At 47.0% G+C, this 20,233-nt stretch carries 18 protein-coding genes; 5 read left to right on the forward strand and 13 right to left on the reverse strand.

Going from position 1 to position 20,233, the window contains the following annotated elements; translation table 11 throughout:
• Positions 1 to 184: 184 nt before the first annotated feature.
• A complete protein-coding gene (locus BRD58_RS11680; protein WP_012849071.1) occupies positions 185 to 457 on the forward strand; it encodes a GrxA family glutaredoxin in 273 nt (90 codons plus the stop codon).
• 89 nt (positions 458 to 546) lie between these two features.
• Here the strand turns inward: BRD58_RS11680 and ybjM are convergent, their stop codons facing one another.
• Positions 547 to 924 (reverse strand): inner membrane protein YbjM, encoded by a 378-nt coding sequence (gene ybjM / locus BRD58_RS11685; RefSeq protein ID WP_012849072.1) that lies wholly within the window; start codon positions 922 to 924, stop codon positions 547 to 549.
• Positions 925 to 1,229: 305 nt separating this feature from the next.
• On the opposite strand from ybjM, the gene BRD58_RS11690 reads away from it, so the two are divergent.
• Positions 1,230 to 2,918 carry an aspartate:alanine antiporter gene (locus BRD58_RS11690; protein WP_015461847.1) on the forward strand — a complete coding sequence of 563 codons (1,689 nt, stop codon included), beginning with the start codon at positions 1,230 to 1,232 and terminating at the stop codon, positions 2,916 to 2,918.
• A 1,018-nt stretch (positions 2,919 to 3,936) separates the two neighbouring features.
• Here BRD58_RS11690 and BRD58_RS17940 read toward each other — a convergent pair.
• The 12 genes from BRD58_RS17940 to BRD58_RS11740 form a co-directional block, all read right to left on the reverse strand.
• Positions 3,937 to 4,509, reverse strand: a complete 573-nt coding sequence (locus BRD58_RS17940) for a hypothetical protein (protein ID WP_133176308.1) — start codon at positions 4,507 to 4,509, stop codon at positions 3,937 to 3,939.
• Between the two features lie 58 nt (positions 4,510 to 4,567).
• Positions 4,568 to 4,957, reverse strand: coding sequence for a hypothetical protein (locus BRD58_RS11695; RefSeq protein WP_071890310.1), 390 nt, complete (start codon positions 4,955 to 4,957; stop codon positions 4,568 to 4,570).
• A 5-nt stretch (positions 4,958 to 4,962) separates the two neighbouring features.
• Positions 4,963 to 5,265 (reverse strand): PapB/FocB family fimbrial expression transcriptional regulator, encoded by a 303-nt coding sequence (locus tag BRD58_RS11700; RefSeq protein WP_015461848.1) that lies wholly within the window; start codon positions 5,263 to 5,265, stop codon positions 4,963 to 4,965.
• A 30-nt stretch (positions 5,266 to 5,295) separates the two neighbouring features.
• Positions 5,296 to 5,856, reverse strand: a complete 561-nt coding sequence (locus BRD58_RS11705; protein ID WP_236721596.1) for a fimbrial protein — start codon at positions 5,854 to 5,856, stop codon at positions 5,296 to 5,298.
• A gap of 66 nt (positions 5,857 to 5,922) precedes the next feature.
• Positions 5,923 to 7,212 carry an FKBP-type peptidyl-prolyl cis-trans isomerase N-terminal domain-containing protein gene (locus BRD58_RS11710; protein ID WP_073383054.1) on the reverse strand — a complete coding sequence of 430 codons (1,290 nt, stop codon included), beginning with the start codon at positions 7,210 to 7,212 and terminating at the stop codon, positions 5,923 to 5,925.
• Between the two features lie 99 nt (positions 7,213 to 7,311).
• Positions 7,312 to 8,319, reverse strand: a complete 1,008-nt coding sequence (locus BRD58_RS17945) for a hypothetical protein (RefSeq protein WP_139263899.1) — start codon at positions 8,317 to 8,319, stop codon at positions 7,312 to 7,314.
• A 96-nt stretch (positions 8,320 to 8,415) separates the two neighbouring features.
• A complete protein-coding gene (locus tag BRD58_RS11715; RefSeq protein ID WP_015461851.1) occupies positions 8,416 to 9,006 on the reverse strand; it encodes a fimbrial protein in 591 nt (196 codons plus the stop codon).
• Positions 8,999 to 9,604: a pilus-assembly fibrillin subunit gene (locus tag BRD58_RS11720; protein ID WP_073383059.1), complete on the reverse strand. Its 606-nt coding sequence runs from the start codon at positions 9,602 to 9,604 to the stop codon at positions 8,999 to 9,001. The genes BRD58_RS11715 and BRD58_RS11720 overlap by 8 nt, the downstream gene beginning before the upstream one ends.
• A 30-nt stretch (positions 9,605 to 9,634) precedes the next feature.
• Positions 9,635 to 10,366: a fimbrial biogenesis chaperone gene (locus BRD58_RS11725; RefSeq protein WP_073383063.1), complete on the reverse strand. Its 732-nt coding sequence runs from the start codon at positions 10,364 to 10,366 to the stop codon at positions 9,635 to 9,637.
• Between the two features lie 107 nt (positions 10,367 to 10,473).
• Positions 10,474 to 13,023 (reverse strand): fimbria/pilus outer membrane usher protein, encoded by a 2,550-nt coding sequence (locus BRD58_RS11730; RefSeq protein ID WP_392404498.1) that lies wholly within the window; start codon positions 13,021 to 13,023, stop codon positions 10,474 to 10,476.
• Positions 13,024 to 13,133: 110 nt separating this feature from the next.
• Positions 13,134 to 13,721 carry a fimbrial protein gene (locus BRD58_RS11735; protein WP_015461854.1) on the reverse strand — a complete coding sequence of 196 codons (588 nt, stop codon included), beginning with the start codon at positions 13,719 to 13,721 and terminating at the stop codon, positions 13,134 to 13,136.
• A 71-nt stretch (positions 13,722 to 13,792) separates the two neighbouring features.
• Entirely contained in the window at positions 13,793 to 14,320 is a 528-nt protein-coding gene (locus BRD58_RS11740) for a fimbrial protein (RefSeq protein WP_015461855.1), read from the reverse strand.
• Positions 14,321 to 16,270: 1,950 nt separating this feature from the next.
• Between BRD58_RS11740 and ybjG the strand changes: the two genes are divergently transcribed.
• The 3 genes from ybjG to BRD58_RS11755 all read left to right on the forward strand — a co-directional run bounded on the left by ybjG (position 16,271) and on the right by BRD58_RS11755 (position 20,193).
• A complete protein-coding gene (gene ybjG / locus BRD58_RS11745; RefSeq protein ID WP_073383070.1) occupies positions 16,271 to 16,879 on the forward strand; it encodes an undecaprenyl-diphosphate phosphatase in 609 nt (202 codons plus the stop codon).
• Positions 16,880 to 17,206: 327 nt separating this feature from the next.
• Positions 17,207 to 17,971 carry a DNA-binding transcriptional repressor DeoR gene (gene deoR, locus BRD58_RS11750; RefSeq protein ID WP_015461857.1) on the forward strand — a complete coding sequence of 255 codons (765 nt, stop codon included), beginning with the start codon at positions 17,207 to 17,209 and terminating at the stop codon, positions 17,969 to 17,971.
• A gap of 929 nt (positions 17,972 to 18,900) precedes the next feature.
• On the forward strand, positions 18,901 to 20,193 hold the full coding sequence (locus BRD58_RS11755; protein WP_041692772.1) for an HAAAP family serine/threonine permease: 1,293 nt from the start codon (positions 18,901 to 18,903) through the stop codon (positions 20,191 to 20,193).
• Positions 20,194 to 20,233: the final 40 nt, after the last annotated feature.

The raw sequence follows: 20,233 nt of genomic DNA on the forward strand, positions 1-20,233 counted from the left end.
CGGAGACACCGCGTGCGCCGCCATCGGCCAAACCTTGTCATTGAATAGATGAAATTTATCAAAGTAACAGGCAAATCCTACTTCTTTTTGCCGACGCTAACAGGCATAGTAATCCCAATTCCGAGCGTCCGCCGAACCCGGTCTGGATTCGGCGAGCGCCTCTATCTCTTTAAGGAGTCCTACCATGTTTGCTGTAATCTTTGGGCGTCCGGGCTGCCCCTACTGTGTCCGTGCAAAAGAGCTGGCTGAAAAACTGGCCGCCGAGCGCGACGACTTCACCTTCCGCTACGTCGACATCCATGCAGAAGGCATCAGTAAAGACGATCTCTCTAAGACCGTGGGCAAACCGGTAGAAACCGTTCCGCAGGTGTTCATCGACCAGCAGCATATCGGCGGCTGTACCGATTTCGAGGCCTATGCCAAAGCGCACCTGGGGCTGTTTGATAAGGCCGAATAACGCGCCTGCACAGCAAAAACCCGCCGCGGCGGGTTTTTTATTATGCGGCGATGCTATCGCCCAAGGCGCTAGGGATTAATCGGTCTACGCTATCTCACCGCCCGCTGACCACACAGCGTTGCGGCGAACCAATACAGCAGGGCACCGAACACGCACCAGAACACCATGCTGGCGGTATAGGGCAGCAGCTGCAGCGGCGTTTCGTCATCGGCCAGCCACAGCATATGCAGCAGTTGGCAAAACGTCGCTGACGCCAGCGCTCCGCAAAAGACCGTCAGCACCCGCTGACGACGCGCCAGCGGACACAGGATAAACCCCGGCAGCATATACAGCAGCAGCCCCAGGCGCACGCCCGGCGGCTCGGCGATACCGCCGTTGGCCTGGGCATAGCAGTGCGACAGCAGAAACAGTGTCGTCACCATCAAAAAACAGAGTATTAGGGTAAACCAACGCCGTCCGTTCGCCATGTTCTCCCTCCCTATAGCGAAACGCTGAATCTGCTCTCCCCCGTGACAGGCGCGCCGCATTGGACGGGCCCGACGGCGGTGAACAAAGCACTCCCCGGCGCAGAAAAACAACGAACCATCAACTGAGAACGGCTTTTTACTGGCTGTCCGCCAGCCAACCGTCTAAAATGGGCGGTCATACCCCGCGGGTATCCACCATTCACCAATCCAGCATCTTAGGTGAATTCTCTTATATTCTATGGTTGAATTTAGCTCTAATAGTCAATCATATCAAGAACCTGATAGTTAACGATAAGTTATTCTACATGAATATTGATGTCGCTAGTTTGTTAACAGGCAATTATATCCTGCTGCTGTTCGTGGTACTGGCGCTGGGGCTTTGCCTCGGTAAGCTGCGCCTTGGCTCTATCCAACTGGGTAACTCCATCGGCGTACTGGTGGTCTCTCTCCTGCTCGGACAACAGCACTTTTCCATGAACACCGATGCCCTCAACCTGGGGTTCATGCTGTTTATTTTCTGCGTCGGCGTCGAGGCCGGCCCCAACTTTTTCTCCATTTTCTTCCGCGACGGTAAAAACTATCTGATGCTGGCGCTAGTGATGGTGGCCAGCGCCCTGTGCATCGCGCTGGGGCTGGGTAAGCTATTCCGCTGGGATATCGGCCTGACCGCCGGCATGCTGGCCGGGTCGATGACCTCAACCCCGGTGCTGGTCGGTGCCGGCGATACCCTGCGTCAGACCATGGCCGATAATCCCCAGCTAGGTCAGCTGCAGGATCACCTTAGCCTAGGGTATGCCCTGACCTATCTGGTCGGCTTGGTCAGCCTGATCTTTGGCGCCCGCTATCTGCCCAAGCTACAGCACCAGGATCTGCCCACCTCCGCCCAACAGATCGCCCGCGAGCGGGGGCTGGACAACGACACGCAGCGCAAAGTCTTTCTGCCGGTGATCCGCGCCTATCGCGTCGGCCCCGAGCTGGTCGCCTGGGCCGACGGTAAAAACCTGCGCGAGCTGGGCATATACAGCCAGACCGGCTGCTATATAGAGCGGATCCGCCGCAACGGTATTCTGGCCACGCCGGACGGCGACGCCGTACTGCAGGTCGGCGATGAGATTGCTCTGGTCGGCTACCCGGACGCTCACGCCCGTCTCGATCCCAGCTTCCGCAACGGCAAAGAGGTCTTCGACCGCGATCTGCTGGACATGCGCATCGTCACCGAAGAGATCGTTGTCAAAAACAGCAACGCCGTCGGTAAACGCCTGAGCCAGATTAAGCTGACCGACCACGGCTGCTTTTTAAACCGCGTGATCCGCAGCCAAATAGAAATGCCGATCGACGATAACATCGTGCTGAATAAAGGCGACGTGCTACAGGTCAGCGGTGACGCCCGCCGCGTCAAGAGCGTGGCCGATCGCATCGGATTTATCTCTATTCACAGCCAGGTAACCGACCTGCTGGCGTTCTGCGCCTTCTTTATCATCGGTCTGATGATCGGCCTGATCACCTTCCAGTTCACCGGCTTCTCCTTTGGCATTGGCAACGCCGCTGGCCTGCTGTTTGCCGGCATCATGCTCGGCTTCCTGCGCGCCAACCACCCCACCTTTGGCTATATTCCGCAGGGGGCGCTCAATATGGTCAAAGAGTTTGGCCTGATGGTGTTTATGGCCGGGGTTGGCCTGAGCGCCGGCGCCGGCATGCGCCATGGACTCGGCGAAGTCGGCGGGCAGATGCTGATCGCCGGCCTGATCGTCAGCCTGGTGCCAGTGGTGATCTGCTTTCTCTTCGGTGCCTTCGTGCTAAGGATGAACCGTGCGCTACTGTTCGGCGCCATCATGGGAGCCCGCACCTGTGCCCCCGCCATGGACATCATCAACGATGCCTCGCGCAGCAACATCCCGGCCCTGGGCTACGCGGGAACCTACGCCATCGCCAACGTACTGTTGACGCTGGCCGGTACCCTTATCGTCATCGTCTGGCCCGGCGTGGTCGGCTAGCCCCGACAGCGCGGCGCAAAAAAACGTATGACTTTTTTTACCGGCGGCTGAACTTTCCTCGCCGCCGTCAGTCTGAATTAGTGCCACTGCTTTTCTTTGACGTCCCCATATTGAGGAGCCCGATAATCCCGCCGCTTAGGTTCAAGGTTATCGGGTTTTTTATTGCCTGTAGAAAATCACTTTATAAACACGGTGTTATGTGATGGCCTGTGTGTGACGGGCGACACTGTGGCGACAGTCATGCATGAGATGACATCGTATATTATTAGTAAAAATGATACTGATAACTCCCCCCCGAAAATTAGTTATCACCGATGACTATTTCCAACCGCTATCATTTGTCTCTTATTAAGGGAGCTTTTCTATCCCCCTTCTCACCCGCGGATAGCTCGACAAGACCCCCAGAGCATTCGGCATAATGCCTCCACGCTAAAAATTTCACTCGATAAAAATATCAGCTAATGACTTCCCAATAAAATCATTACGGGGTCGTTCTGACAGTCCCCCCAATAAGGCCAAGAAAATAGCGGATGCAGGACAACCAAGATGAATAAATTGCAGTGTAATGAGCCTATCGAGGCGCAGCATCACCCAGCGGAAGACCTACCGACCTGGTCAGGAGATAAACGGCCGTCGGTCAAGACGGTGAGAGGCTGGCAGGCCAGGCGCCAAGAATACAGTCACCGCCAACGACCACCAAGCTAAAACTAAACCGATCCCAAGAGGCGTTCGAGCTTATCGATCATATTCAGCGCATGTGTATTTTCACCATGCGCTGAGATTATATGCTCAGACACAATTAACACATAGCAGAACCCATTTATAGACTTATGGACTTATGGACTTATGGACTTACGGACTTACGGACTTACGGACTAAATTAAACCGCGCCAAAAGAGGCAGAAGTAAGAAAGCATCCTGCTGACAAAACCATAGGAAAATAAGATAATAACATGCATCACATTCAACTAAGAAATAACACTAATTTTAAAAGATAAAAAGCTATAGATAAAAACGATTAAGGGATCATCGTAACACCCGAGGTAAAGACACGAAAGTGATGTAAATGATTAAACCCCAAGGATTTCACCATCATTAATCTTCGCCCATAGAATGACTTTAGTTTCATGCCCAAACGCTTTGAGCGATACCTGGCATTATAGCTACACATCAACTCTTTAATCTGATTTTTACTTTCCTGACACTTTATATCATCTCGCTGAATTTGATGGAGCGATGCTCTATGCAAAACAATGTCAATTGCTGAGATTATCATTAGCTTAATTAAATGGACAGGGAGAGCACCGCATACAGAAAAAATACGGCTATCCAAAACTACGGCTTGCGATGGGATCGTTTGAGGATGGAGCACAATCATATGGCAACCACGACTTCGCAATATAGCATCAATGATACCTAACTGGCTTGCCCATCCTAACGTCGGCATCGTACCAAGACAAAAAATCAAAACATCATCTGCACTAATATTGCAATCATCATGATAATAGTCAACAGAAAACCGATATTCCTGTAATAGATATTTAACTGACTCAATCTCGATCCAACTACAGCCATCAACAAATACCTTCACGGAAAGCCTCTTAAAAAATAAAAATCCATCCATGGAAATATATAGAAGTTATCATTAACTATTTTGTTAAAAAATTAAAAACATCGGAAGATACATCAGCACACAGCTTATCGGCCTTGAATTGATATAATGCATCTACTGTATTTTGCGTCCTACTATTTATGTCAGCTCGAATACTGTTATAGAGCGAGGCATTCTTCATCAGCAGCTCAAACTGTTGTTTTCTTTTTTTATACTGAGCCAGATCAACAGACTTTAGCGCATCCAACTCACGTCGGCAGCGTACTATTTTTTCATCCCCATTATCATTTTTATTAACAACATTTATTGGAATGGGTACACTCGCTGGCTTTATCACTACTGACTCAGGCTTTATTATCCTATTTTGGCCACATGCCGATAGAAAAGAACATGCAGTGACCATACAAAATATCATTATTTTCTTCATAAAAACTATTTCCCACTTTTATTTTTTATTAAAGAAAAATCATAGTATGGGCATAACTTCATCACTAAAACGCTGCAGTTATGCAACTGTTTAAGTTTTACTGAGAAATAGGAGAGACTCACCGAATTAGCCTCACATAATGTTTTTCTTTTTTCACCGCCAACCAAATATCTTTCCAATGCCATTATCACACGTTTACTACGAATACCACTTAACTCAATTAGCATTTCAAAATGTTCAATAGAAACTTTTCCAGGATATAAAAACCGATCTATATGTTTTCTGTTAGATAGCCGATTTCCGTTCATAAAGCATCTCTTCTATATTAGGACAGTTCGTTATAAGTAAATGATACTCATCGTTGCAGTTGCGCTAAACCGAGCGGCAACCAAATTCATACCATTTGATTTATAGGGAACAGCAGTGAATGTAAACTGACCACTTCCAGTATTAATACCTTGCAATCCATTTGTTATAGGGAATCCATATCTCCCCTGCTCACCAGAACCTATTTTCAATGGGAATCCGCTGTTAACGCCATTTCCTTGATACAAGGCAATGCCTAGCGATGCGGCGTTAGGTCCGGTTGTCTGTAATACATTACCTCCGGATCCAGGAAGTTGCGCCCCCATAATACTTATATATGGTCGCCCTTGGTAATACTCGCAATTGACATTGACCGTTTTACTTTTCGCATAATTAACCCCGTCAATATTAGGTAGCAAAATACTACCGAAATCAATATTTATTTGAGAGTTATTGTCGTTGATAACACATGGTGGTATATAAATCTCACCGGAAATTCGTATATTAATATCTAATGCGTTGACCGGTGACACAAATAAAAGTGAGGAAAGCGCCGCCCCTACAAACCTACATTTCATGATAATATCTTTCATCACTTTCCCCTAAGATATGATACAACGCCGTCTTTAATATAAAATCATGATTAGAAACAAAATATATTATTTTATATTTTCAACCCGCAAAATATAAACCATCGTCGCTCCTGGTGGCACTTTTGGCACATAGCCATCATCACCATAAGCCAACTCAGGCGGAACAACTAACGTCATCGAGCTATGATTTCGCATCAATCGCAGTGCCGATTGAAATAATAACGGATACTCATCTAGAGATTGAGATATAACGCTACCCTTAGCATCCATATCCTCGACAACCGTACCATCTATTAATTTTTCCGTAACTACAACATCAACAACTGAATGCCCATCGCTAATGACCGGCCCATCGCCAGGATGGTCGACTACATACCAAAATCCAGATTTGTCTTTTTTGACACCCTTGCGTTTTTCAAACGATGACAAATACTCAGACCCGGCTTTTTTATTCATGCTAATCATGGCTGAACGAGCCTTATTCACATTTAGCTCAACACTTGCTAAACTATCGGATAAAACATTTGCGTTAATTTTAACCTGATCATTAAGGGCGTCACGCACCCCCGCTAACAACACCCTATTATCAACTTTTATACCGAGTATACTTTGTGACGCTTGCGATGCCTGAATATCACGACCAATCATTACCCCGCTGGCATAGTTTTGTCGAACATCCTCTTTATCTAAAGATCCTACATTCAACGTTGGCATGTTTTTCATTTCACTCTCTAGCGATGAGAGCGATGCCTTTAACTCTCGACTATCACTTTCCGCCTGATTTATTATGTCAGCCTGACTCTTTAGTAATTCGCTCTGTTTATTTCCGTCTGATTCAAAACGAGAAATGGCCTGCTGTAGTTTCACCAACTCTATTTTATCTAATGCCGAGGCATCAGTAAGACTATTCAATTTATCTTGGCATGCTGTAGACTGACTCTTAAATTGATTTTGCAAACTAGCGAACTGCTCTTTCAATATATTAGAATTTTCTAATTTTTCCGATATTTTTCGCAACTGCTCTTGCAGGGCAAGTTTATCAAATCGCAACTGTTTTAGCTGTCTCTCTAAGACCCGTCGTTGTTGCCTTACTATATCTGCAGAAAGCAATCCAGAACCGCTGCCGGATAACATAGATTGCTCCTCCTGTCTGCCATAAGCCGGGTTAACACCCCCCTCTTTTTTATCATTTGTTTTATCGACAAGAGGTTTGTTTTGTTGCTCCGTATACTGCTGTGCATAACGCAACACACCCGGAACGCCATTATCACTCTCGGCTACACTCGTTTGAGGAAACAATATTATTAATACAGCCATTAAAATTGTTTTTTGCTTATCGCCAAAGAAAAAAATCATTATCCCCCCTCGCAATCCAATATACTAGTAAGTTTGCCATCTTTAAAAATACGCCATCAAAATAGAATAAAACCCAGCCATAAAAATATAATTAATTAACTAATTGACAAGTATTGATAAAATAGCACTACCACTAAATGCGCCCTCTATTGGTGCTCCCTGATTAGGATGATAGGTTGATGTAATAGCAAGGTTGGTTGAGCCTGAAATCTGCATAGTTTCATTATAGTGCCCACCATTAAAAGTTATCTCACAGCTACCACCATTACCACAGCGGGTAAAATTCTCAGTTCTCCCTGATACTGGATTTGTACCCACAATGGATACTGATACAGAAGTTCCTGACGAGCAGCTTACATTTAAGTTATATGGTCGAGTAACATTCCCTTCAGATGCAGCAGGCGTCATTTGACCATGACTAAGCTGAATATCAGATGTTTGGAAATTACAACGTGATATGACATCAATAATAACAGGAACAGAACCCATTCTCGTGCTAAAAATCCCATCTAAAAGATTGAGCAACTCTAATCCCTTAGGTAATCCATCAGGATTTCCTTTATTTTCTTCATAGGCATAACCAAATGGAAGAGAAACAACATAGCGCCCCGGAGCTGCGGTGTTTCTATTAACAGTAAGACCTATTTGCAAACTGACTGGCGGAGGTACAAAGTTATATGTATCACCAGGCACATGACAGCGGCTAGCCTGAGACTGCCATACAGCAGGTACCGCACCCATATCCCACCAATAGTTTCCCACTCCACCTGCAGAGTTTAAAATTCTGGTAGGTAAGAAAGATAAGCCTTGCTGCGTTGATATATTACCTACGGCCAGATACCATTTTTTATAACCATTTATAGTCTCTAATCCTCCGGCCCCCGTACACTTCGACCAGTCATATATCTGAGTTCCATTGTTAACACGTATATTTAAATCAGCAATAACAGTAGCTGTATCATCTATCGTATACGGCCCCAACTGATTAACACTCACGGGGACACTAGGTGAAAATACAACGGCTTCACGCAAAGCAGCATGAGAGGCTTGAGTCGATAAAATATAGATCATCAAAAAACGTAAAAAAAATATTTTTATATTTATCATAAATCCCCTAGAAATAAAAAACTTGCCATGTGAAAAACAAATCACATGATGATTTATAAAATAACACTATATGCATGAGATAAAAACATTGTGATATTACTCATAAAAAAGCTCAAATCCTGCTACGGATGAGTAATCACCAGGAGAAACGTTTTTTTGCCTCACCGCGTCAGGCGTTGCCTGAACAAAAGCCTTAAAGCTCAACAAAATTGTATTTTCATCAATACGACTTCCTTGTTGGTGGTTATGTACATCACCAATCTTCAGCAGCATTTTCCCATCCGTATCTAATATACCGATGGCAAGCCTACCCTGATTAACCCCATTAACTCTCAGAAAATAATCGGCTTGCCCTAGCATATTCGGCTCTCTCGTTCCGCTGAACTTTAGCTTTACCACTCTAGCAATAGATGCCGTATTACAGTTGATCAGTTTTATACTAAATCCGGTCGCAGGTCCCTTCCCCGGAGAGATCCAAAAATCACGGGTTGGACGCGTCAAAAACCCCACCTCCTGGGCCAAGCTTTCTTGACTGATTTCACACGGACGCTCTAATAGTTCTCCGGAGAAGTTCATATCGACCGCATTAACATGGCCCGCCCTACCTAAGAGCAGTACAATGCCAATGCTATAAAGAACATATCTAACTCTCTTTATCTGCTGCATCGGTTGCGATAGTTTATTCATAATCTAATCTCAACTGTACTAATCTTGCCGGTACTCGAGAACTGATAAGGGGCTGCACAGGTTTACTCTCAGGTTCAGATACCAGTAGTTCTTCTCTTGTATGAGTTAAAACCTGTTGTTGTGCAACAGTCAAAAAATAGGTCAACTGATTAGCACCACCGTGCATCCATATACGCCCCTTTCCGATTGTCCGTAGTTCTGGGGACAATGCATTACCGTCCACTCCGATCAACAGCGCGCTATGTAATACTAGGGTGGAGTTTACCCCTGCAACAGACCCTGCTGAGACAACGCTTCCCCCGTCACCACACCCCAGTAAATTTAGCGTTAGGGAATAGCGCTCTGTGAATCCTTGTATCACGCTGTTTAAGGGCAGCATTACCTCATTAGTTTCCAATACACAGGGCGAAGAAAGTAACGTACCATAGACGATCAACTCTCCCGTTCGCCCATTTTGCTCAGTAATCCATTGATGACGTGATTCATCCGGTATAAAAAAATTATTATGTGTAACTACCTCATCCGCATGTAGCACACGATTCATACTGAGCGTCAGTAGCATGGCAACGGCAGCTAAGACTATTGTCACTTTTTGCATTGGCTACTCTCTCCATTACCGCTGCTATAACTATTTCTTCAGCGCACTACAGCGGTCACCCGCACAGACAAACTGCAAAACAGGACGACCACCATAATCATTGATATAACTCAGATAAGGGGTTGCATAGCTACCTGATTTTACTGTTCGTGATGATTTTGGCGCCAGCATTACCGCTTCAAACTCACCATCCTGAGCCTGTTTTGCATTAGCGCCAAGACCGATCACCGTCACATAATATGGCGACGGATTATCAATAAGATAGCCGCCTGAAACCTTATTTAAGACCAATTGATCCTGCCAGATTGCATTGGGCTGAGTAGCAATCGACTGAGGTCGGTAGAACAGCTTGATTTTAGTCTGCAAGGCTATCTGCAATACATTTGCCTTATCACTTCTCGGCGGTATCTCTCGCAAATTAAAATAAAATAAAGACTCCCTATCCTGAGGCAAATTGCTAATTTCTGCTGTTGATGCTATGCGCACCATACTTTTAGCACCAGGCTCTAAACGCTGTACTGGCGGCGTGGCAATAAGCGGCCCTGTCGTGATCTTTTCTTGCTTGTCATTTTCCAACCAAGCCTGAGCCAAATATGGCAACTGTTTGTTGTCATTGGCAATATTAAGCGTCATTGAGCGCTCTCCACCGTTGAAAATGGCCCTGGTTCGATCCAATGATATTGCAGCCTGTGTCAATGGGGAAAAACTCAGACATGCTATTACCATTAGCGTTTTATTCATCATATGACTTAATTCAAACATATGTTATTTTAATCTCTCTATTTGTAAAAACTAGCATACTTTAAGAATGAGTGAATGCTTCACGTTTTATTTAAAATGAGGTGTGCCGTGACAGCATCACCTTGTTTTTATTTTATTTCACTCGGCACACGACAAGGCAACAGTAATTGTTGCTCAGACTTAAGGTTGTCAGGGACATGACTAACACAGTGAACCTGCTCCCCCCATCCAATATTTATTTTCTCTCCAGCGACAACGCCGCTTAGCCATGCCAAACCAGCATCGCCGACCATACCGAGTTCACGCCCTTTTGCATTAGTTACACTGGCGCCAAAAGGTGGTACGGAATTATCAGCCAAACGCAATACAACAAATAAACGAGCACCTTTTAGAACCTCAAACTTACGGTAACCAATTGCGCCCTCCGTCAATACCGATTCAACAACTGAGCGTGTTGCCTCCATATCATCCGGCAACTTATTCAAGTCAACAGAAGTCGTATTTCGGTAATAGCTATTAACATCCGTAACCACCCCAACCCCCCAGCGGTTTGTAAACACTCTTCCGCCGTCTATAGGTACCCCACCAATACCATCGGTATCTACTAACAATCGGGTTCCTCCATTAACACCTCCGGCATGTAGCGCCACCCCTTTAGTCGTCAATGTCGCACCGCCTGAAGCATTTAACCCAAATGAAGTATATCCCCGCTGTAGCGTCGAGAAGTTAGCAGATAAATTAGCCAGCGGACTGCTATGATTATAATACCCACTTAGCTGCCCCTGAGTTCCCTGACTATCCCCAGTGCTCACACCGGCACTAACGTTGTAACTGTCCAGCCCACCATTGAGAGTGTCACTATAACCAGCGGTCTGAGTATATCGACCTGCACTCATATTACCGCTATAGCTTACAGTACCGTTACTCCATGGAATAGAAAGACGCATAAAAATAGAGTCATTATAAGAATCATTGGCTCCAGGAATATCGTTATTCCGTGAGTACCTAGCTCGTGATGCAGAAATGCCAGCAGATATATTTTTAAATCCAAAGATATCAAAATAATTATTCACAGATACCGAGTAATTATCTGACGAGCGTTGATCCCAATATGTTTGGTAGCTGTATTGAATCCCAATGGAGGTATTCCAATCATCAAATGACTTATTCAAAGAGACGGTATATAGCTCTTTCTCTCGGCCTCGCAAATTATTTCTATAGCGGGCATCAAGATATTGCTCCATCGTCATATAATTTCGCTCGGAGAAACGATATCCGGCAAATGTAATATCTGCATTAGCCTCATCAAAGCGTTTAGAGTAGCTCAGGCGCCAAGACTTCCCTTGCTTAGAACCCACCCCTGGCAGTCTGGCTACGGATTGTGTAACATCCACAGCGATAGTGCCAAGCTGGTATAAATCACGGCCAGCACCCACTGCCAACGCATTATATTCTCCGGCAGCCACCGCCCCGCCATAGAGTGACCAGGTATTATTGATCCCCCATGAGGCCTCTCCAGCCATAAAAAGTGGGCCTTCCGTTGTATGACTACCATTGCGAGAGCGACCTGAAAATAGCTTATAGCGAATTTGTCCTGGACGCGTCAGATAAGGTACAGACGCCGTATCAACCTGAAATGTTTTCCTCTGACCATTCTGCTCAATAATCTCTACATTTAAACGCCCACGTACCGAGCTGTCTAAATCCTGAATAGTAAACGGACCAGCAGGAACCGTGGAATCATACAAAATACGTCCTTGCTGGGATACAACTACCCGGGCATTGGTATCAGCGATACCAGAAATCTGCGGCGCATAGCCACGCAATTTCGGCGGCAGCATGCGATCGTCGCTCTCCAGACTAGTGCCAAGATAGCGCCAGGCATTAAAGATATCTGAATTGGTATAATTCTCACCCACTGTCAACTTGGCGCGCCAACGCGGAATCGCCCGATACATATAGAAACGGTTCCAATCGAACTGGGTATCGCTGCCCTGAGCACTGCGTGAAAGATGATTCACTGCGCCCTGATAGTCAGCGCGCATACGCCACGATCCGACGTTCGCACCCACGGTACCATTGTAGTTGACTGACTGAGATTGTTGCCCCTGATGAGGACTATTGACCGTCGCATTAATATTATAATCCAGCAATAAACCGGGAATCCCGTTATCCCAACGAGATGGCGGCAGCCAAGAGGCATCCGAGTACTCCATCCAAGCCTGAGGCATATTAATCGCCAAGATACCATTGGATAAATCCGGGCGGAGCGTAACACCTTTCAGCTCACTTAAATCCGCGCACTTGCCATCATTCCGGTAAGTCACTTTCTCAAGAGAAGAGGCAGTCAGCCCTATCAATGCCACCATCGGTGGTGTAAGGCAGGCCTGAGGTAAAGCCTGTTTTCCGCTCCCCTTCTCCGGATCTGTTTGATCCAAAAAAGAGACTGGCAAAGATGAAGGGCTAATCGCTTGTCCGTTAACCATAACCTGCATCTGATACTGCCCAGGCATGATGTATCCGGCTTGAGAAAATCTAGAAAAATCAATATTTTTCTTATCTGCTGCATCTAATACATCAGTATTAAAATCCACGGCGTAAACGCTTCCTGCCAAAAGTGAAAGCAAAACTGATAACGCAATTTTACTAATCGTGAACTGCTTATTATTTTTCATCATTCACTCATTACACTGATATTCGGCAGACAAATGGACTCGCTAAATTAAAGCGGCTTATGGTTTTGATTTAATTTACAAGATAAAATAGAACTGCAAAAAGTTACTTATTTTTATTCGTAGTCAACCTTAAACCTTAGCACGGCATAATAGTCACCAGCCTGTAATGGCTTCCCATTTCTAACCAGGCGTAATGTATAATCCAAACTTTGTTCATTCCCATTTAATAGCATAGGGCGCATCACCTCGCCAGGTTTAGCCAGATATCCACTACTATCAGCTATCTGTAAATTAATCCCCTGCGCCTGACCAATTACAGAAAACTTATCGCGACTCTCCCCCTCACGTCCGCTAAACGTTACTCTAATTCTGCTACCAATAAATATGTTATTACCGCTGCCTGCTAGCTCACAGTTACGCAAGCGTAAACGAAATTTTTTCTCTGGCCCGATAAATGTATCCTGCAGTTCTCGGACTGGTGTATCGCCCATAGAGATAGCCTGATAAGTATCCTCCATCGCCAGGCTGCAGGCTGGTGCAATTACTTGACCGGAAAAGTGAGCTCGTCCATGCCACCATACATCGCGTTCTCCCCAATACTCGGGCAATGACATTCCTGGTGCCGGAAAAACAGTGGATGTACCGGCTTGAGCATTAATACTGCTCAGTATAAAACCTAAGAATACAATCACTTTTTTCATAATAAATAATGTCATATCTATTGAGGTGGCTATCAGGTGGCTATATTGCCACCTGATAGCTAAAAGAGCTATTATTGATAGGTAATATTAAAGTTAGCTACAGATGCAAAGTCACCCTCAGCCAACGTACCACCAGTAGCCGTTTTGACCCATGCAGAATAACGCAGCAGATTATCGCCAACCTTCAGTTTTTGCGCAGACCCTGCATTACCAAATGAAACTAAACTGCCATCTTCGCTAGAGATAACAATGGCAGTTCCCGTTGAGCCCGTCGTTCCCAGTTCGGTAGGAGCACCGGTAATTGTAACGCCGGTGAATGTTACATTGGCACTGCCGGTCTGAGCCAATGCGGTCGCATCGCAACCAACCAATTTAATATCGAGATTTTTCTTCACAGAAATACCACCAGCCTCGAGGTGACTTTTCGAGATCTGGCCAAAATCAATCGATTGATCGGCAGATTCAGGAGAAATACCACACGGTGCGGTAATGACAGTACCACTAAAATTTACAACACCTTGCCCACTCGCTGCTTGGGTACCAAACGTTACCAATGCGATGGTCATGGCTCCAGCTGCTTTAAAAAACAACGTCTTCATTATACTCATTCCTTATATATCAATAGATAACATGTTATTGCATTAGGTTATTGCATAGCACACTCTCAGTTGCTCATCGATACGGACGAATGAGTTCTGAGCATTTTTTATAAAACTAACAGTTACTCGTTACCACATAGCGATGTGCCTATACATACGGATCATTGTTTGAATAACGATCAAATAATCATAAAGATTTCTTGTTACATATCTTCGGCTGAACTCAGCATAAACATATTTTTGTTTTGGTAAAAGCTTTTCTCTAGATCTTTTTAACTAAAAATGAACAACACACCAGCATAAAATTCTGGAGTAACCAAAAGAAACAGACAAAGCAATCATTAAGAAAGCAAAGTGCAACATAAAACAAATCATTTTTTATAAAATTAAAAATAAAAAAATTATTTAATTTTAGATAAATTACATAATACTGTCATAAAATATATAAACAGCGACATCGTAACTAAAGAAACCAATTTCAATAAATATATATAAATTGATTGTATAAATATGATGTATGACCTCTGTCCTCTGAGTTCCAATCTCTCTAATTACGGCAGAAATATCTCTGACAGAAAGAAAATATGGCTTTTAAAATACATCTAATGTGATTAATCCTCAGCCCTCTTTACATCAGTAAAAGCAAACCCCCTTAGACAAAGCGTCAGATAATAAATACAACTCATTCGCAATACTGTTGAGCTTGCCGATATAACTAAAATTTCAACGTGCGATGCTTGTCTTATAATCAAGAATCGGGCAAAAAAGGATCAAGGCGTAGGCACGTTTTATAAAAAGAGTAAAAAGATTAAATACCTGGAATATTATTTTTGATGTTTACCTAAATCAGATACCTCCGCCCATACCGCCACGCGGCTACCGATGAGGCGCAGGAGGGATATGACCCGAATCGCTCTGCTGAGTTTATCTGCGGTGAACCCGCCATTGCCCTACAGATCTTACCCGCAGCGCGTATCCGGTTTGGATATCCCAGCGCGGGTATCCATGGCTCACCTGTCTATTTACAGTATATCTCCCGACGCGCTATAGGGCTCAGCATCCTACTGCGCCTGGCGCTGGAGAGTATGTAACGATAAACGCATCAGCGCCTTTTATCGGCCCATCTGCGCCGGGATCGACAAGGTCTCTCAGAAGGCCGTCATGCGATGTGCTACCTTTCAATACAGCATAGTGATACCCAGAGCAGCAGACACCGTTGCCATCGCCGATGCGCGACTCCATGCGAGACCTATCGGGAACGGACTCGAACACCGTAAAAGCACTGTCTAGCCTTCTCAATAACACCAAGATAACCACCACGGCTGTGCTCTTAATCCGTGGTGCTATGACGATATTCTGGCTTATCGTGCGATCGATTGACCCGATGAGCCAATCACCTCGCCGAACGCGTTAATCACATCCCCGACCTTATACCGGTCAGCGCCGGTGAGACGATTCGCTGTGCTCCGGGTAGCCAGAGTTCAAATACCGATTATTTTCGCTCCGGCTCGCGACGCGCGCCGGTGATACAGGCGGTTGCTCTCGACGTCCTCTACTTCGATATCACTTATCGTGATCACGACGCCTCTTTTTTTCACCATCCCACTGACATGAATCGACGACTCACGCTATCGTCTCTGTGGTAAATAAAACAGCACGGTACACTGACATCCTATGCAATAAATAACCGGAGCGGCGCCTTTTCAGCCAATTTCTCCCACCGCAATTGTTTTAACTCTCGACACGGTACGGAAAGACCGATCTGCCCGACAGGGAACATAAGGTTCCCTTAAGCCTTGCGGACTAGGCTGTGCAGTTAAACCCAGCGACAACCGCAGCACATTCGCATTAGCGCAGACGAACGCTTCCTTCTATAGTCTAGCGTTCGCCTGTCGCTGGCGAGAGCGGGCGTCGCGCCCTTCTATTCTGTTGTTAATTGAGCCTGTGTTAATGGAAGAGTTTAACCACACCCTGTTTCTGTGGATCAACGCCACACCGCACTCCTCCGGCGCGCTGATTGCGCTGGCCCGTTTTATCGCGCGGGATCTGATCCTGCTGATCCCGCTGACGATCATCGGCGGCTGGCTCTGGGGGCCCGCCGGGCAGATCGCCGCACGACGCCGCCTGATCAGTCAGGCGACGCTGGCGCTGATCGTAACGCTGCTGCTGGCCCAAATCATCGGCGGACTCCTGCCCCATCCCCGCCCATTCAGCATTGGGCTGGGTCACCAGTTCTTACCCCACGCGCCAAATAACTCCTATCCCAGCGATCACGGCTGCGCCATCTTCAGCTTTGCGCTGGCGTTTCTTTTCTGGTCACCGTGCAGGGCGTTCGGCGGCGTGCTGATGCTCTGCGGTATCGCTATCGCCTGGTCTCGTATCTACCTCGGCATACACTGGCCGCTGGATATGATCGGGGCCTTTTTGGTCGCGCTGGCCAGCTGTGGGCTGGTTCAAATGCTGTGGCCACGCTACGGCGATACGCTGTACAGCGCACTGCTGCGCCTGTACCGACAGATCTTCGGCTACGCCATCCGGCGCGGCTGGGTTCAAGCCTGAATAACGCCGCGGCGTCTCCTGCGCACGCTGACCCGAGGGCGGGCGCTGGCGCCGCCCGCGTTCCTACACCGTCTACGCCGTCAGCCCGTGACGGATAAAAATGTCACGTAATCATCAAAATTCGGCGTATCATGTAGGGGAATTAACACTGTCTGCGTCTGTCGCCGCCGTACTGTACGGACGTAGCAGAATGCCTGATCCATCCATCAATGCATCTATCGATATCAGGCATCGCCAAGGTGGCCGGTATGCCTTGAGCTGCATATTTTGCGGCCCGCACGATGACCCGCCGCACGCCATTCACGGAATCATTCAACGAGAGAGACTATGGAAGCCCGGCGTTACGATCGTATCAACCGCCTGTCCCAGGCACTGAAACGCACCGATAAGCTGCACCTGAAAGATGCGGCCGAATTACTTAATGTCTCTGAAATGACGGTACGCCGCGATCTGGCTGCCCAAAACAGCGACGTAGTGTTGCTGGGGGGCTACGTCGTGCTCGATCCCAAGATCCATCAGAGCGTGCGCTATTTTGTCAGCGATCAGCAGGAGCGACGGGTCAAAGAGAAGCGCCATATCGGCGCCCTGGCCGCCCAGCAGGTGCAGGAAGATGACGTGGTATTTTTTGACTGCGGCACCACGGTCCCCTTTATTATTGATGCGATTGATGACCAGCGGCACTTTACCGGCGTCTGCTATTCACTCAATACCTTCATGGCCCTTCAGAGCAAGCCCCACTGTCGAGTGATCCTGTGCGGCGGTATCTTTAACCCTGACAGCGCTATCTTTGCCACCAGCGATGGCATCAGCGAGCTGGACAACCTGTGTCCAACGCTGGCCTTTATCTCTGCGGCAGGCATCTCCGTACAGCAGGGAGCCACCTGTTACAACCTGGACGAAATCGCGATGAAGCGTAAAGCGATGATGCGCGCAAACCGCACGCTGCTGATCGCCGACGCCAGCAAGTTTGGCGAAGTCCGCAGCGCCTGGATCGCGCCGCTGGAGAACTTCAGTGCACTGATCGCCGATCAGGCGCCGCGCGGCGAGCTGAAGACGTACCTTAACGCCCATAAGGTTCAGTTACTGTACTGAGCCTATTTCGCCGCCGTGCGCGGCGCTGTCTCTCTCGTCGGCAAGGCGTCAGTGCAGCGGGTCTTTCCCGTCCGTCGGCGCCGCCCCTCAGGGTTAATCGCCCTTCCGCCTTACCCCTCGCCCTTCCACCGTCGCTCAGTGCCGCCGTCCCCCACAAGGGGTGCCGTGGTTAAATAATCACCGCCGCTGTGTGAAATATCGCCTTCACATTTCTATTTTAAAAATGTGAACTGCTTTCCAGACAGCAATTTAAATCATCATACATAATATTAAATAATCCATCCTCGGTTTTTCCTATTATTCCTTTATTTGGATGAACGATAACGGTTGCTCTATTTTCAGTCACCCAGGTTAATAATTCATCGGAATTTAAACAAATTGACCATGAAAGAACAAATCTTTTAAAAACAAAGAATTAAAAACATAAATAGAGCGTACCCTATAAGAGTTATTTCACCTGAACGCAATTGAGTCGAGGACGGCGTCATAAAACCAGTTATGACATAATATATATAAATATTTACTTATTTAACCCTAGGTGTTAAAAAGCACAGTTTCGTTTGTTAAGTTTATGTTTTCCTTTTGACCAAAAATTCGGCAAATGACGGTAAAAAATAAATGAATATTGCATTTGAGAGCCTGATCACGGACGTTTAAACTGTAAAAATATATCTTTGCGCCCGAAAAATGCTGTAGCACACCAACAAGAAAAGTTGTTTTGTGAACGGATTCAATCGGTTCGCTGTTTAAATCAAACAGCGACCGGTTACTGTTTGTACTCTTTTTCGCGCAGCAACTTTATTTAACGGATTAAACTTTTTTCGTTTTTTCATTAGGAATTATTAACTCACTCAGTTCCCTGATTGAGTGTCTGTCGGCCCGTGGGCGGGCAGACCGATCAGAACAAATGTGTTCAATTTGGAGACCCTATGGACACCACTCAGACTGGTACTATTGCTTCTACCTCCGGTTCCAAGAGTGCCTGGCGTAAGTCAGATACTATGTGGATGTTGGGCCTGTACGGTACGGCTATCGGCGCGGGCGTTCTGTTCCTGCCGATCAACGCCGGCGTCGGCGGCCTGATTCCGCTGATCATCATGGCGATCCTGGCGTTCCCCATGACATTCTTTGCACACCGCGGTCTGACCCGTTTCGTGCTGTCCGGCAAAAACCCGGGCGAAGACATCACTGAAGTTGTTGAAGAGCACTTCGGCATTGGCGCAGGTAAGCTGATCACGCTGCTGTACTTCTTCGCTATCTACCCGATCTGCCTGGTATACAGCGTAGCGATCACCAATACCGTGGAAAGCTTCATCACTCACCAGCTGGGGATGACTGCACCGCCGCGTATCATCCTGTCTCTGGTGCTGATCCTGGGCCTGATGACCATCGTTCGCTTCGGTGAGCACCTGATCGTGAAGGTGATGAGCATCCTGGTATACCCGTTCGTTGCGGTTCTGATGATGCTGGCTCTGTACCTGATCCCGAACTGGAACGCCACTATCTTTGACAGTGCAGCCATCGCCAGCTCTGCCTCCGGCAGCGGCCTGTGGATGACCCTGTGGCTGGCCATCCCGGTAATGGTTTTCTCTTTCAACCACTCACCGATCATCTCTGCCTTTGCCGTGGCCAAGCGTGAAGAGTACGGTGATGAGCTGGCTGAGAAGAAGTGCTCCCAAATCCTGAGCTACGCTCACATCATGATGGTGCTGACCGTAATGTTCTTCGTGTTCAGCTGCGTGCTGAGCCTGTCTCCGGCCGACCTGGCGGAAGCCAAAGCGCAGAACATCTCTATTCTGTCTTACCTGGCCAACCACTTTAATACGCCGGTTATCGCCTTCGCTGCGCCGATCATTGCGTTCGTTGCCATCACCAAATCCTTCCTGGGCCACTACCTGGGCGCCCGTGAAGGCTTCAACGGTCTGGTGATCAAGTCACTGCGTGGTCGCGGTAAGAGCATCGAAATTGGCAAGCTGAACAAAATCACCGCGCTGTTCATGCTGATCACCACCTGGATCGTCGCCACCCTGAACCCGTCAATCCTGGGTATGATCGAAACCCTGGGTGGCCCGGTTATCGCCATGATCCTGTTCCTGATGCCGATGTATGCCATCAACAAGGTACCGGCCATGCGTAAGTACAGCGGCCATATCAGCAACGTTTTCGTTGTTATCATGGGCCTGATTGCCATCTCTGCAATCCTGTACACCCTGTTCGGTTAATAAAAGTAACAGCCCGGCCGGTGCGGTTTCCGCATCGGTC

It is taken from the genome of Edwardsiella piscicida (assembly GCF_001896205.1).
In the GTDB taxonomy this organism is placed as follows: Bacteria; Pseudomonadota; Gammaproteobacteria; order Enterobacterales; family Enterobacteriaceae; genus Edwardsiella; species Edwardsiella piscicida.

Bases quoted from the DNA above. Each gene is read 5' to 3' on its own strand.
- BRD58_RS11680 (WP_012849071.1), top strand. From the start codon at position 185: ATGTTTGCTGTAATCTTTGGGCGTCCGGGCTGCCCCTACTGTGTCCGT.
- ybjM (WP_012849072.1), bottom strand. From the start codon at position 924: ATGGCGAACGGACGGCGTTGGTTTACCCTAATACTCTGTTTTTTGATG.
- BRD58_RS11690 (WP_015461847.1), top strand. From the start codon at position 1,230: ATGAATATTGATGTCGCTAGTTTGTTAACAGGCAATTATATCCTGCTG.
- BRD58_RS11695 (WP_071890310.1), bottom strand. From the start codon at position 4,957: ATGAAGAAAATAATGATATTTTGTATGGTCACTGCATGTTCTTTTCTA.
- BRD58_RS11700 (WP_015461848.1), bottom strand. From the start codon at position 5,265: ATGAACGGAAATCGGCTATCTAACAGAAAACATATAGATCGGTTTTTA.
- BRD58_RS11705 (WP_236721596.1), bottom strand. From the start codon at position 5,856: ATGAAAGATATTATCATGAAATGTAGGTTTGTAGGGGCGGCGCTTTCC.
- BRD58_RS11710 (WP_073383054.1), bottom strand. From the start codon at position 7,212: ATGATTTTTTTCTTTGGCGATAAGCAAAAAACAATTTTAATGGCTGTA.
- BRD58_RS17945 (WP_139263899.1), bottom strand. From the start codon at position 8,319: ATGATAAATATAAAAATATTTTTTTTACGTTTTTTGATGATCTATATT.
- BRD58_RS11715 (WP_015461851.1), bottom strand. From the start codon at position 9,006: ATGAATAAACTATCGCAACCGATGCAGCAGATAAAGAGAGTTAGATAT.
- BRD58_RS11720 (WP_073383059.1), bottom strand. From the start codon at position 9,604: ATGCAAAAAGTGACAATAGTCTTAGCTGCCGTTGCCATGCTACTGACG.
- BRD58_RS11725 (WP_073383063.1), bottom strand. From the start codon at position 10,366: ATGTTTGAATTAAGTCATATGATGAATAAAACGCTAATGGTAATAGCA.
- BRD58_RS11730 (WP_392404498.1), bottom strand. From the start codon at position 13,023: ATGATGAAAAATAATAAGCAGTTCACGATTAGTAAAATTGCGTTATCA.
- BRD58_RS11735 (WP_015461854.1), bottom strand. From the start codon at position 13,721: ATGAAAAAAGTGATTGTATTCTTAGGTTTTATACTGAGCAGTATTAAT.
- BRD58_RS11740 (WP_015461855.1), bottom strand. From the start codon at position 14,320: ATGAAGACGTTGTTTTTTAAAGCAGCTGGAGCCATGACCATCGCATTG.
- ybjG (WP_073383070.1), top strand. From the start codon at position 16,271: ATGGAAGAGTTTAACCACACCCTGTTTCTGTGGATCAACGCCACACCG.
- deoR (WP_015461857.1), top strand. From the start codon at position 17,207: ATGGAAGCCCGGCGTTACGATCGTATCAACCGCCTGTCCCAGGCACTG.
- BRD58_RS11755 (WP_041692772.1), top strand. From the start codon at position 18,901: ATGGACACCACTCAGACTGGTACTATTGCTTCTACCTCCGGTTCCAAG.